This is a genomic window from Rhodococcus sp. IEGM 1307, from assembly GCF_030056915.1.
GTDB lineage: Bacteria > Actinomycetota > Actinomycetes > Mycobacteriales > Mycobacteriaceae > Rhodococcus_F > Rhodococcus_F opacus_D.
This window is the reverse complement of sequence record NZ_JASHKW010000006.1, coordinates 260,271-271,795: the sequence shown is the minus strand read 5'-3', so window position 1 is coordinate 271,795 and position 11,525 is coordinate 260,271. Positions and strand designations below refer to the sequence as shown.

General features: G+C 66.4%; 16 protein-coding genes. 5 read left to right on the top strand and 11 right to left on the bottom strand.

Annotation, left to right across the window (positions count from 1 at the left end; translation table 11 throughout):
- Window positions 1-2 precede the first annotated feature (2 nt).
- On the bottom strand, window positions 3-413 hold the full coding sequence (locus QM841_RS14235) for an NYN domain-containing protein (protein WP_283332464.1): 411 nt from the start codon (window positions 411-413) through the stop codon (window positions 3-5).
- 84 nt (window positions 414-497) lie between these two features.
- On the opposite strand from QM841_RS14235, the gene QM841_RS14230 reads away from it, so the two are divergent.
- Window positions 498-1,481 carry a magnesium transporter CorA family protein gene (locus tag QM841_RS14230; RefSeq protein ID WP_283332463.1) on the top strand — a complete coding sequence of 328 codons (984 nt, stop codon included), beginning with the start codon at window positions 498-500 and terminating at the stop codon, window positions 1,479-1,481.
- 602 nt (window positions 1,482-2,083) lie between these two features.
- Here QM841_RS14230 and QM841_RS14225 read toward each other — a convergent pair.
- Together QM841_RS14225 and QM841_RS14220 are read right to left on the bottom strand one after the other, a co-directional pair.
- Window positions 2,084-3,229 carry an RNA polymerase sigma factor gene (locus tag QM841_RS14225; RefSeq protein WP_283332462.1) on the bottom strand — a complete coding sequence of 382 codons (1,146 nt, stop codon included), beginning with the start codon at window positions 3,227-3,229 and terminating at the stop codon, window positions 2,084-2,086.
- 6 nt (window positions 3,230-3,235) lie between these two features.
- Window positions 3,236-3,643 (bottom strand): YciI family protein, encoded by a 408-nt coding sequence (locus QM841_RS14220; RefSeq protein ID WP_283332552.1) that lies wholly within the window; start codon window positions 3,641-3,643, stop codon window positions 3,236-3,238.
- A 269-nt stretch (window positions 3,644-3,912) separates the two neighbouring features.
- Between QM841_RS14220 and QM841_RS14215 the strand changes: the two genes are divergently transcribed.
- Window positions 3,913-4,137, top strand: coding sequence for a hypothetical protein (locus QM841_RS14215; protein ID WP_283332461.1), 225 nt, complete (start codon window positions 3,913-3,915; stop codon window positions 4,135-4,137).
- Between the two features lie 73 nt (window positions 4,138-4,210).
- Complete coding sequence (locus QM841_RS14210) at window positions 4,211-4,360, top strand: hypothetical protein (RefSeq protein WP_283332460.1); 150 nt, start codon at window positions 4,211-4,213, stop codon at window positions 4,358-4,360.
- 12 nt (window positions 4,361-4,372) lie between these two features.
- Here QM841_RS14210 and QM841_RS14205 read toward each other — a convergent pair whose 3' ends face one another.
- The 3 genes from QM841_RS14205 to QM841_RS14195 all read right to left on the bottom strand — a co-directional run bounded on the left by QM841_RS14205 (window position 4,373) and on the right by QM841_RS14195 (window position 6,466).
- Complete coding sequence (locus QM841_RS14205; RefSeq protein WP_283332459.1) at window positions 4,373-5,053, bottom strand: HhH-GDP family DNA glycosylase; 681 nt, start codon at window positions 5,051-5,053, stop codon at window positions 4,373-4,375.
- A gap of 11 nt (window positions 5,054-5,064) precedes the next feature.
- Window positions 5,065-5,415, bottom strand: coding sequence for an STAS domain-containing protein (locus tag QM841_RS14200; RefSeq protein WP_283332458.1), 351 nt, complete (start codon window positions 5,413-5,415; stop codon window positions 5,065-5,067).
- A 325-nt stretch (window positions 5,416-5,740) separates the two neighbouring features.
- A complete protein-coding gene (locus QM841_RS14195; protein WP_280783168.1) occupies window positions 5,741-6,466 on the bottom strand; it encodes a GAF and ANTAR domain-containing protein in 726 nt (241 codons plus the stop codon).
- 209 nt (window positions 6,467-6,675) lie between these two features.
- On the opposite strand from QM841_RS14195, the gene QM841_RS14190 reads away from it, so the two are divergent.
- Together QM841_RS14190 and QM841_RS14185 are read left to right on the top strand one after the other, a co-directional pair.
- A complete protein-coding gene (locus QM841_RS14190; protein WP_283332457.1) occupies window positions 6,676-7,989 on the top strand; it encodes an HNH endonuclease in 1,314 nt (437 codons plus the stop codon).
- A 114-nt stretch (window positions 7,990-8,103) separates the two neighbouring features.
- A complete protein-coding gene (locus tag QM841_RS14185) occupies window positions 8,104-9,840 on the top strand; it encodes a cutinase family protein (protein ID WP_283332456.1) in 1,737 nt (578 codons plus the stop codon).
- Between the two features lie 7 nt (window positions 9,841-9,847).
- Here the strand turns inward: QM841_RS14185 and QM841_RS14180 are convergent, their stop codons facing one another.
- The 5 genes from QM841_RS14180 to QM841_RS14160 are packed head-to-tail and all read right to left on the bottom strand — an operon-like array spanning window position 9,848 to window position 11,493.
- Window positions 9,848-10,294 carry a mycothiol transferase gene (locus QM841_RS14180; protein ID WP_283332455.1) on the bottom strand — a complete coding sequence of 149 codons (447 nt, stop codon included), beginning with the start codon at window positions 10,292-10,294 and terminating at the stop codon, window positions 9,848-9,850.
- Window positions 10,291-10,614 carry a hypothetical protein gene (locus QM841_RS14175; RefSeq protein ID WP_283332454.1) on the bottom strand — a complete coding sequence of 108 codons (324 nt, stop codon included), beginning with the start codon at window positions 10,612-10,614 and terminating at the stop codon, window positions 10,291-10,293. Before QM841_RS14175 ends, QM841_RS14180 begins: the two co-directional genes overlap by 4 nt.
- A 38-nt stretch (window positions 10,615-10,652) precedes the next feature.
- On the bottom strand, window positions 10,653-10,802 hold the full coding sequence (locus QM841_RS14170) for a hypothetical protein (protein WP_280783172.1): 150 nt from the start codon (window positions 10,800-10,802) through the stop codon (window positions 10,653-10,655).
- A gap of 14 nt (window positions 10,803-10,816) precedes the next feature.
- Window positions 10,817-11,053, bottom strand: coding sequence for a DUF3618 domain-containing protein (locus QM841_RS14165; RefSeq protein WP_283332453.1), 237 nt, complete (start codon window positions 11,051-11,053; stop codon window positions 10,817-10,819).
- The gene (locus tag QM841_RS14160; RefSeq protein ID WP_280783174.1) at window positions 11,050-11,493 is read right to left on the bottom strand and encodes a phage holin family protein; all 444 of its coding nucleotides are present in this window, start codon (window positions 11,491-11,493) and stop codon (window positions 11,050-11,052) included. The genes QM841_RS14165 and QM841_RS14160 overlap by 4 nt, the downstream gene beginning before the upstream one ends.
- Window positions 11,494-11,525 lie beyond the last annotated feature (32 nt).

Below are 11,525 nucleotides of genomic sequence, written 5' to 3'. Positions count from 1 at the left end.
CGTCAGGAGTCGATGTGGTCCAGGAGCCAGCGCGGACCGATTGTTCTGGCCCCGAGTGCCTCGACTCGGTCGCGGAGTTCTCGGTCTGCGGTGACGACGGTGATCGGCCGGTCGCCGTCCTCCTCGGCGGCTGCGGCCACCACGTCGACGATCGCGTCGTCGCCCGAACCGACCGCCGATACCACGTGCAGGCCCTCGAATTCCGGGTTGGTCTCACCGGTGACCGCGGCCTTCGCCGCGCCCTCGAGGACGACCACCACCTCGACGGGCTGGTCCAGGCGCTGTTCGAGGGTGCCGAGCTTGGCGAGCAATCGTCGAGCCGCACCGGCACGATCACGCCACCAACCGTCAGGTCGCGAGCCGACGACGTTCGCAGCATCCACCACAACCAGCGCAATTTTGTCGTCAGCCACGCCCTCAGTCTCCTCTCTCCTCGCATCCGCCGTGGGGTGCTAAGACAGAGGAGATGGTCTGTCCGTCGTGGCGAGGAGGCCGATATGGACGTCCGCTTCATCTCCCGTGACGGTGTGCGTTCGTGTGCGGTGACGGAACTGGGGGCGTTGCTCGACCGCCCCGACGGATTGGTCTGGGTGGATGTCCCGGCCTGGGACGACCAGGCGAACGACGCTTTGACCACGATTTTCGGCTTCCATCCTCTCGCCGTGCGGGATTCGATGAACCGCAATCAGGTCCCGAAGGTGCACAGGTACGAGGACCACTTCTTCGTGGTCCTGCACGCGCCGCAGTCGGGAGCGCACGGACACGTGCACTACGTCGAACTGGACCAGTTCATCGGCGGCCGGTACCTGGTCACCGTGCACGGTCCGGTGAATCCGGCGATCGATCCCTCGACCGCAATGGTCGAGGCGAATGCGGTGCTGGGCCGGCTGGAGTCGGGGAAGTTGCAGCCGGGCACCGCGTTCGAGTTGTCGTTCGCGTTGCTCGCCGCGTTGACGGCTCGGATGCGGGCGTACACCGCCGAGCTGACCAAGGACGTGTGGAAGCTCGAGCAACAGGTCACTGGCGGGCACCTCGGCAATCCGGAAACCTTTCTCGACGAAATGTTCCGGGTCCGACACGGTCTGCTCACGGTCGGCACCATGGCCGCGTTGAGCCGAGAGGTCTACGGCCGCATGGTCACCATCGAGGCGTTCGGCGCCGGCAACGGGCAGGATCTCCTGCTCGACGCGGTCGACCAGTTCCAGCATCTGACCGCGATGGCCAAGGGCCAGAAGGACTACCTCCAGGGCACGATCGAGTTCTACCAGGCACGCACGAACACCAAAATGACCATCGCTGCCGAGCGACTCGCCGTCATCGCGGCCGTCACGCTGCCGATTACTGCTCTGTCCTCGATCATCGGCATGAATGTGATCGTGAACGAACGGACGCAATGGCTCTCGGTTGCCGCGATCCTGCTCGTGATGCTCGCGATGTCCGGGGCACTGCTCGTCTGGGCGAAGCGTAAAGGCTGGTTCTGACGCGTGTAATTTGGCGTTCAGCGGGGGAGTGGCGAACTCGGCGGCAGGGCCGTGCCTGGGGTGGGGGAGGACGCGTGACCAGTTCGTGGCATTCCCACCATCTGCGACTCCTGCAGGCTCGTCGGAAATCGCCGCATCAAGTCCCCAAAAAATTCGACGGTATGACTCTGACTCGGACGGAACGCGTCGATTACCCGAATTTTGGTGGTCACCCCGCGGCGTCGGGGTAGTGGGACCCCTGTCTGCACCTCTCGACTAGTTCACAACTTGTTCGAAAGGCTTGGACGCAACGGGCCTCAGGCCGACGCCGGAGTAGGGGAGAGGACGCTGCCGGGGCCGGTGGAGCGGCCAGGGGTAGTGGAGCGACTCGCCCGGCATTCAGCCGAGTAGCGGTCGGCAGCGAGCAGGAATCGCGCACCCACCGTCAGCGCCCTTCATCTTCCGTCGTCGATATTTGACTCGGACCGTGACGGAACACCCAATTTTAACGAACTCGCGGGGTCGCCAACGCTCGCAGCAACCGTCGTCACCACAACCAGCACGGTTCCTTTCCATAGCCGATCACCACATAACCAGCGCATAGGAGACGGTGTGGTCGCTGCTCAACTACGCAGGTGTGCGTTGAGCCGAGCGGCCTGTCGCGTGAGGTGGTCCCGTTCGGGGAGGTTGGGCGCCGACCGGGCTGCTTCGGCGTAGAGCCGTGCTGCGGTGGCCGGGTCCCCGTCACGCTCGTGTAGGTACGCCGCGGCCGCGGAGTGCCGGGGCAGAGCGGGGTCGAGCCCCGACAGGGCGGCCAGGCCCGCCCTCGGGCCATCTGCCTCGCCGACGGCGACGGCCCGGTTGAGGCGGGCCACCGGGCTGTCGGTGAGGCGCACCAGTTCGTCGTACCACTCGACGATCTGCACCCAGTCGGTCTCCGTGGACGTCCGGGCGTCGGCGTGGAGCGCAGCAATGGCGGCCTGGGCCTGGAACTCGCCCAGTCGGTCGCGGGCGAGGGCCGACTGGAGTACGACGACGCCCTCGGCGATCAGGCGGGTGTCCCACAGACTGCGGTCCTGCTCGGCAAGAGGCACGAGGCTGCCGTCGGTGCGGGTCCGCGCCGGGCGCCGTGCGTGGTGGAGCAGCATGAGCGCGAGCAGGCCCGCGACCTCCTCGTGGTTGGTCTTGGCCGCCAGCTGGCGAGTAAGCCGGATCGCCTCGGCGGCGAGATCGATACTGCCGCCATAGCCCTCGTTGTAGACCAGGTAGAGCACGCGCAACACCGTCGCGACGTCACCGGGCTGGTTGAACCGCACGTCCGAGACGGTCCGCTTGGCCCTGCTGATCCGCTGGGCCATCGTCGACTCGGGCACGAGGTAGGCCTGCGCGATCTGACGCGTGGTCAGGCCGCTGACCGCGCGCAGCGTCAGCGCGACGGCCGAAGCGGGTGTCAGCGACGGGTGCGCGCACAGGAAGTACAGCTGGAGTGTGTCGTCCACCGCCTCGCCCGGGCCGGGGGAGGGCTCGGCGTCGACACGTTCCTCGCGGTGCCGCCGCGAGGAATCCGCGCGGGTGGCGTCGAGAAACTTGCGCCAGGCCACGGTGACCAGCCAGCCCTTGGGGTCGCGCGGCGGGTCGTCCGGCCATGCACGCACGGCCTCGATCAGAGCGTCCTGCACGGCGTCCTCGGCCGCCGCGAAGTCTGCTCCGCGACGAACGAGGACGCCGATCACGGTGGGGGTGAGGGTCCGCAGAAGGGCGTCGTCCACCGTGCGTCACTCCGTGACTGTCGGGTGCGCGGCCAGGAACGGACGCACCTCGAGCCATTCGTGGATCGGTTTCCCATCCGCACCCGGGGCCGCGGACAGCTCGCCGGCCAGTTCGAGTGCCCGCTCGTGGGTCTCGACGTCGATCACCATCCAGCCGGCGATCAGGTCCTTGGTCTCCGCGAACGGGCCGTCGGTCACCGGTGGTCGCCCCTCGCCGTCGTAGCGGACGAACGTGCCCTCCGGGGAGAGTGCCTGACTGTCGACGAACTCGCCGGTGCTCTCGAGCCGAGCGGCGAAGTCGTTCATGTACTGCACGTGGGCGGAGATTTCCTCCGGTGTCCACTGGTCCATGGGCACGTCGTTGACCGATGCCGGCGCGCCACGGTAGTGCTTGAGCAGCAGGTACTTGGCCATCATGTTCTCCTTGGTGCGGTGCGGCCCATTCTGGCCGTATTCACTCCGGGGACGAAGCGACGCGCGGGTTCTCGACATCCCTGCACGGAATTTTTCGATCGTCGCTTTCCGTGACGGACGGCCAACTGCTCCACCGTTCGACGATGATCCCCTCCGGCCCGCACATGGTGCAGATGGCACCGACTGGCGCGAGGGGCGTGTTGTGATGTACAACATACTCGTAAGTTTGTGACTCACGTCACTCCTGCTACCACGGGGTACGCCAACACATGACCCGCACCACGGTGCACCAGGACGATCAGCGCACGATGTCGCCGCCCCCTGCCGAGGAGCCGCCACACCGCCACACGCTGCGTCCGACCGTATACATCGCCTCTGTCTCGGCGGCAACCGCAACCGCGCCCGCCGTCGTCGTGACGGGATCCGTCCTCGTCGCAGTCGCCACCTCCGTGTCAGTGCTGGCCGCCGTAGTACTTGCCGCGCTCCTGATCTAACCGTCCGACTCGCGGACGCACCCTTCGACCACTACGCGGCACTCGCCGGCGCAGAAGACAGAAAGCACGTCACATGAACACCTTCACCACGCCCACCTCCGCTCGCAATCGCGGCTTCGCCCCCTCCCGTGGCTCGATGAGCACGGTCGAGATCAAGAACCGCATCGAAGCAATGTTCCGCGAGGACGACGAGCGCGAGTCGAAGGCAGTCCGAGCGGAGTAGTAGTGCCGGCTCTCAGCGCGTATTGCCGCGCACTTCCTCACGAAGTCGCGGATTGAGAGAGACCCGCACCAGGGCGGCCGCCAATTCCGCGACTCGGTCCTCCGAGGCAAGGGCGGACAGTGCGGCGGGATCGTCCGGTAGCCCCAATTCACGCGCAGACTCGGTAGCTCGCGTGTCGAAGTAGGGGCGCACCCACGTCCATACGTCCTGAACTTCCCGGAGGAAGATATCGGCGCCCACCGGGCCGATTCCGTCGAACTCCGTCAGTAACCGAATCGCGGCGGAGGTCTCCTGATCGCTGGCGCGGGCCAGCCGGCGCAGGTCACCGCCGTACTCGTCGTGGACTCGAACCGCGGCGGCGTGTAGACGGGTAGCCGTGCTCTCGTCATAGCGCACGTAACCTGCCCTGCCGAGTGCGGAGATGATCATGCGACGGTCCGCCGCGCGCATCGCGCGTGGGCTGCGCAAACCCGCTCGGAACAGTTCCCTGGCCGCCGCGACGGCGATCTCCGAGGAGATCCGCGCGCTCAGCAGCAAAGACAGCGTCAGCAGTTGGAAAAGAGGCGTCGGGGTGTCCTTCAAAGTCACGTGCGACTCGGACGCATACGTCGGACCGGCCGTGTCGAGAAGCACACGCACGGTCTCCGCCCCGCGTGCCTTCGGATGCCCACGAGTGGACTGCTTCCCGGGCATGTCGACTCCGATCAGCTGTGTGCGATTTTCTCCACTCTGTCGAAGGCGTCGCGAACCGTGCGGCACGTGGGGATCATCGCGTCGAGACCGATAGCCTCGATGGGCCGCAGCACCGCTCTATTGCCCGCCAGCGCCCAGGTAATGTGCTGCCGCTTGGCCGATTCCGCAAACTCGGACAGTATCGACAATCCCGAGGTTCCGACGAAGTCGACTGCAGTCATGTCGACGATGATGCGTGAGGAGGAGCCCCCGTCGGCCAGGTGCGCGAGGGCAAGCGCGAAGGAAGGGGCGGCGAGCACGTCGATGTCGCCGGAGATTTGCCCCACCGTGGCGTCGGCGTCCGGCGCGAATTCGACGGCCATCCCCAGTCCACGGTCGCTGGTGAGCATCTCCCGGGTGCGGTGGCCGGTGGCCCGCGCGGTGGGGGGAGTGACTCGGAACGACGTGTGTAATAGCTTCATGACCCTCCGATCGCGTGCACTCTATGGGAGTCCGTGCGCCGTGGGCCGAACGGAGCGCAGCGGCACCGAGTCCGCAGTGGGAGTGCACACAATATCTGTCCACCGCGCACTGCTGCGGCCTCCGGACAATCTGCGGCTGTGTTCTCAACCACGCGCGATCTACATTACGTCTACACCAGATCGGCATCAACCGATTGCCAACGTGGTCGAACGGTGAGGGCGCGCGTCAGTCGAACTTCGAATTGTGATGCGTGATGACTTCCCGTGCGACGCCGGTGAGCTTGATGTTCATGTCCTGCGACGTCTTGCGCAGCAGGTCGAAAGCCCTACCTTCGGAGATGTCGTGGAAGGCCATCAACAATCCGATCGCTTTTCCGATCTCGCGGTTGCTGGCCAGGCCCTCACGCAGAGTCTGCGCTTCCTGGTGTTCGTGGAGCGCTGTCAGCGTCACCGCCGCGAACGCCGTGATCAGGATCGCCTGATCGATCGATTTGTCGGTGAATTCTCCGGGGTTGTCCGAGAACAGATTGAGTGCGCCGACCTTGCGTCCGCGGATCATGAGCCGGAAGCCGGCAGCGCCCCGGACCGGGGTTTCGGCAATGGCCCGACGGGCAAGGCGCGGCCACTGCGTCGAACGGGCGAGCTCGCTCTCGACCTGCGGTGCGTCGTTCTCGATCGCATCGAGGCAGGGCCCTTCCTGCTCGGCTCGTTCGAGCGCGTCGACCTGGGCTGCGATGTCATCGCTCGCGGCCACGGTGACGTGACGATCGTTCTCCTTCAGCATGAGGCTGGCGTGGGCACACCCGGGAACCAAAGTGGCAGCCGCATCGCAGATGGCCTGGTAGACCTGAGCGAAGTCGTCGCCGTTGTAGACCATCTCGGCCAGCTTCGCGAAGACGGCACTGGGTCCGTCGCCTCCGGTACGCGTCATCTCCGAAGGATCATTCGGCATTATTCGCCTCCCGAAGTGCACTAACGCGGCGTGAACCGGCGTCGCAATTCTCGCGACGTCCGATCAATTCTGCCAGAACGGCAACGACCACTAGGGGGCCGAGGGGGCCGGCATCGCACGTGGGGGAGTCGTTGCCCGGGTATTGCCATGCGTGCGGCAGCTAGCTAGACTCGAACATGTATTCGAACGACCTTTGGGGGAGGTTGGTTGTGGGGGCATTACTTCTCGAGGAATTGCGCGCTTTCACGGCGCGGTTGCAATGTGCCGAGGCGGGTGGCGATGCGGGGTTGGGCATCGATCTGCTCGACGCGATCGAGGCGTTGAAGTCGGTCGGGTGTGCGGTGCAGGCGGTGATCGCCGACGGCGTCGCCACGAGTATCCGTGCGGACCGCAAGGCTGCCGGGTTGCCGCGGGTGGAGTGGGACCGCGGCATTGTCTCGCAGATTGCGTTGGCGCGCAGGGAATCCCCGAACCGCGGTGGTCGGCATCTCGGGTTCGCGCGGGCGTTGGTGCACGAGATGCCGCACACCCTGGCGATGTTGCGGTCGGGCCGGTTGAACGAATGGCGTGCCACGTTGTTGGTGCGGGAGACGGCGTGCCTGTCGGCGACGGATCGGGGCTTCGTGGACCGTCGGTTGTGTTCGGACCCGGCCACTCTCGACGGGGTCGGCGACCGCGGGCTGATCGCGCGGGCGAAGGCGTTGGCGGTGGAACTCGATGCCGCGTCCGTGGTGCGGCGGCATCGTAAGGCGGTGTCCGAGCGTCGGGTCACGACACGGCCGGCCCCAGATTCGATGGCATATCTGAGTGTGCTGATGCCGGTCGAGCAGGCGGTGTGTCTGCAGGCCACGTTGGGTCGGGATGCGGACAGTCTGATCGCCGCCGGAAACAGTGGCGGCCGCACCCGCAATCAGCTGATGGTGGACCTGTTGTTCGACCGCGGAACCGGCCGGGCCGCTGCGAGTGGTGTTCCGGTGGCGGTGAATCTGGTGCTCTCGGACGAGACCTTGCTGGCCGGCGGGCAGGAGGCGGCGCAGTTGCAGGGGTTCGGGCCGGTGCCGGCGGGGATTGCCCGGCAACTGGTGGCAGATGCGGTGGGGTCGGGTATCGAGGCCACCTTACGAAGGATTTACACCTGCCCGCAGTCGGGGGCGTTGACGGCGATGGAATCCCGGTCGCGGACGTTCCCGAAGAGACTCGCGGCACTGATCGACCTCCGGGACCGCACCTGCCGCACCCCGTGGTGCGATGCGCCGATCCGGCACCACGACCACATCCGCTCACACCGAGAATCCGGTGCCACGACGGCAGACAACGGGTCCGGCCTCTGCGAGGCCTGCAACTACGCGAAAGAGGCGCCCGGCTGGGCTGCCCGTCCGATACACCGGCCCGGGCGCACCCACTTCATCGACCTGGGCACTCCGACAGGCCACCACTACCGATCGGCGGCCCCGCCGCTCCCGGCCGCGGCGCGAGAGTCGGAGGTCGAGACCCTTCTGATCACACACCTCCGCGCCTCGTGAACGACGCCTCCGAGACGGACGTGTAACGCCGTTGCTGCAATGTGCGACTTGTCTGTTAACGCGTTGACACCTACTCGGGTGTTCGACACGGGCTACGAACGGATGGGGTAGACCATGGAACGTCGCGTTTCAGCACGCAAGGTCGCGCATCGACGAAGGATCGCAGGCAGTCTGGTCGCGCCCGGCGCGTTGGGGCTGGCGGCGCTGCTCGCGACACCGTGGTCGAACCCGGGTTCACCGGCCACGACGTCGACAGCCTTGACCGCGGCGGCCTCGGACGCGTGCTACGACATGGTCAGCATCGCCGTCGCCGGCCGCGGCGACACCCCGCGCGACGGGACCCGGATGCTCGTGGCGCCCGACGGCACGCGGCTTCCCGCGTCGTACTCCAGCGACTACAGCAGTCCATGGATCGACGAGGTGGTGAATGCGCCGCAGCAATCCGTCGGCGGAGGGTCCTATGCCGCGGTCTACATCGAGTATCCGGCCAACATGAACTCGTACGAAGACGCCGTGAACGCCGGCGTCGACAACACCGAAACCGTGATGCGGTCGATTCACGCGTCGTGCCCGGACACGAAGTTCTCGATCGTCGGCTACAGCGAGGGCGCCGATGTGGCACGGCGGGTTGCGATGGAGGTCGGCAACCAGGAGGGCCAGGACGGCTCGTACGACATTCTCGATCCTGCGTCCGTGGTCGGCGTCGTCATCCTGGCGGATGCCGGCCGCAACCTCGGGGGAGGGCCATTTCCCGGTTCGGAGAACGAATTCCGCAATCCCGACGGCTTCGACCTCGCCTACCAGTCGGGGCAGACGGGCACATCCGGGCGGGGAGCATTGCCCGGCACGTCGGGCAGCTTCGGTGCCCTGGACGGGAAGGTCGCATCGTTCTGCTCGGAAGGCGACCTGACCTGCTCCGCGCCCGAGAACATTGCGCTACTGCAGCTCGCGATCAACGTGGGACGGCAGCTGAACGTCGACTCGTTGCAGAAGGATGGGCTGACCCCCGCGACGGGACAGGATCTCGCGGTGGTGCTCGGGCAGATCGCCCTCGCCGCGTTCGCGGACATCCAGTCGCAGGACGATTGGATGCAGTCCGACGAGACGTTCCTCGACGTTTTGATCAAGGTGTCGGATCCGGCGTACAAGCCCGATGGCGGTGCGGCGCAATCGGACACGTCAGCTGGTCCGATCTCGTCGAATCAGGCGGTCGACCTGGTCTACCTGCCGGCGAAGGTGCGGAACGAGATCATCGGGTTCATTGCGGACAACCAGAACACGATCCAGGTGGCGATGAGCGACCCGTATCAGCAGACGCTGGGGGAGGGAACCGGCCATCACTTCGACTACTGGCGTGATGCGAACGCCGGCAGCGGGAAACCGCTGACTTCTGCCCAGTACGCCGCAGCGTGGTTGACACACCTGGCGCAGGAGGCGGAGAAGGGTGAGTCGCGCGCGGCCGCGGCGGAAGCGTCGACCGCGAAACTTGCCGCTGCCTCCACGAAGGAGACGGAAGCGGAAGCGGCTCAGGTCGTTCCCACCACCACGGACAGCGCGAAAAAGGCTCAGTTGGCGGGCAACCCGGTCAGCGCGACGACCACGACGACCAGCAGTTCGCCGACACCCACGACGACGGTCGCGACGACGACGTCACCGGAACCCACGACAGCGGTGGAAGTAGCCGCAGAAACCACGACGTCGGCGTCGGCGCCTCAGGCCGTCGCCGGAACATCGGACGCATCCGTGGTGACTACCACCGCGGCGGAACCCACCGCGACCACTGAATCGGAGTCACCGACGACCACCACGCCGGTCGTCACCACGACGACGCTTCAGCCGGCGGCCGGGTGACGCCCGATCAGCCCCGGTCGGCTTCGCGTGCGGCGCGTTCGAGGCGGGTCCGGTAGGTCTCCCACCACATCCGGTCTTCTGCGGGCAGGTTGGTGTTGTCCGCGCGCAGGCCGACCGTGCCGTCGACGAGTTCGCGGACGATGTCGGCGTAAGCCCACGCTGTCCGGTACTGCCCGACGATGTATTCGCGTGACTCGCCGGGGGTCGTCCACATGTCCACGTTGTCTTCGGCGTGGTCGGTCACCCACGGTGGGTATTCGACGGATCGGCCGAAAGTCTTGCCGAAGTAGCCGATCTCGACGCCCGTCAGGTGTTTGACCAACCCCAGCAGATTCGTGCCGGTCGGGGTCATCGGCCGGCGGATGTCGTATTCGGACAGCCCGTCAAGCTTCCACAGCAGAGCGTCGCGGGCGGCCTGGAGGTAGTGGTGCAGGTCGGCCTTCGGATCTGTCAATGCCCTTCCTGATCGGTCAGTTCCTTGCCTTCGAGGGCCTTGACGCGGCGCCGTTCGAGGAGCACGAGACCCGTGCCGATGACGAGGCAGAGGACGCAGGCGATTCCACCGATCAGCGCCCAGCCCTCGAATCCGTAGCCGGCCGCGACCAGCGTCAACCCGAGTACGGCGATTCCGGCGGCGATCAGGATGTAACCCGGCCAGTTGCGGCCGTCGGTGATCGCCTCACCGGCATGGTTGCGCATGGTGTGCGCATCGTCCTGCGGGTGATGCTCGGAGTTCAATTCCCGGCTGGGTCCGTTGTCCGGCTGATACGTCACTACAGTCCTCCTGTGTGCGAGCGGTGATCTGAGTTTCATCAGTCGGTCTCGGTTTCGGCGTCGGCGGAGTCCTCCGCCAACTCGGGTGCGTTCTCGCGCGTCGCCATGCCGCCGTCCTTGCCGTGATCGGCGGGACCGGGACGGCCACCCTTGGGCTCGTCCGTCTCTCCGTGAGTGTCTTTGGTCATGTTCGTGCTCTCCTTCAGTGGCTGTGCCGACGGCGTTGTCGCACGGCGACGTAGGCGACGACGAATGCGCTCACGAGTCCGGCGGCCGCGACACCACGGGGTTGCTGCCGGACCCGGTCGAGTTCGTGGCGCGCGCCGGCTTTCACGCGGGCGGGCACGTCCACTTTGCGGTGCAGCGCATCCACCGTGGATGCGAGAGCGGCCCGTTGTTCGGCGACCGAAGGTTCCGGTTGGGGCTGTGGGTCGGTCATCGAAGACCGTCCTTGACGGTGTCGACGTCGGTGCGAACGCTGTTCGCCGTCCGCTCGGGTACGGGCGGCAGCGCGTTCTTGGCGCGGCGGGCTCCGACCGCCGCCACGACACTGCCCACCACGATCAGCGCGGCGGCCACGATCAATGCGGCCAGCCACGGGTCGAGTGCCGTCGCCAGTCCCAGTATTGCGGTGGCGACGAGGGCCCCGAATCCGTACAGCAGGACCAGCACGCCCGCTCCGGAGACTCCAGCTCCGATCCCGAAGCGCGTTCCCTTGTCTTTCACTTCGGTGAGGGCATGGGTCATCTCGGTCCGTACGAGTCCCGTGACCTGATCGGTGAGTCGTTCGACGAGTTGGACCGTCGACAACTCGTCGAGATCGTGTGCAGCGCCGGGTGGCTGGACCCGCGGGGCATCGCCGCGATGGATTTCGGTCATGTCCGTGCTCCTTTCTCGTCTCCGCTCCGCCT

Excerpts from the sequence above, each read along its gene's own strand:
- QM841_RS14210 (WP_283332460.1), top strand. The coding sequence starts at position 4,211 with ATGAACACCTTCACCACGCCCACCTCCGCTCGCAATCGCGGCTTCGCC.
- QM841_RS14200 (WP_283332458.1), bottom strand. The coding sequence starts at position 5,415 with ATGGCCGTCGAATTCGCGCCGGACGCCGACGCCACGGTGGGGCAAATC.
- QM841_RS14230 (WP_283332463.1), top strand. The coding sequence starts at position 498 with ATGGACGTCCGCTTCATCTCCCGTGACGGTGTGCGTTCGTGTGCGGTG.
- QM841_RS14205 (WP_283332459.1), bottom strand. The coding sequence starts at position 5,053 with ATGCCCGGGAAGCAGTCCACTCGTGGGCATCCGAAGGCACGCGGGGCG.
- QM841_RS14215 (WP_283332461.1), top strand. The coding sequence starts at position 3,913 with ATGACCCGCACCACGGTGCACCAGGACGATCAGCGCACGATGTCGCCG.
- QM841_RS14185 (WP_283332456.1), top strand. The coding sequence starts at position 8,104 with ATGGAACGTCGCGTTTCAGCACGCAAGGTCGCGCATCGACGAAGGATC.
- QM841_RS14165 (WP_283332453.1), bottom strand. The coding sequence starts at position 11,053 with ATGACCGACCCACAGCCCCAACCGGAACCTTCGGTCGCCGAACAACGG.
- QM841_RS14195 (WP_280783168.1), bottom strand. The coding sequence starts at position 6,466 with ATGCCGAATGATCCTTCGGAGATGACGCGTACCGGAGGCGACGGACCC.
- QM841_RS14160 (WP_280783174.1), bottom strand. The coding sequence starts at position 11,493 with ATGACCGAAATCCATCGCGGCGATGCCCCGCGGGTCCAGCCACCCGGC.
- QM841_RS14220 (WP_283332552.1), bottom strand. The coding sequence starts at position 3,643 with ATGGCCAAGTACCTGCTGCTCAAGCACTACCGTGGCGCGCCGGCATCG.
- QM841_RS14170 (WP_280783172.1), bottom strand. The coding sequence starts at position 10,802 with ATGACCAAAGACACTCACGGAGAGACGGACGAGCCCAAGGGTGGCCGT.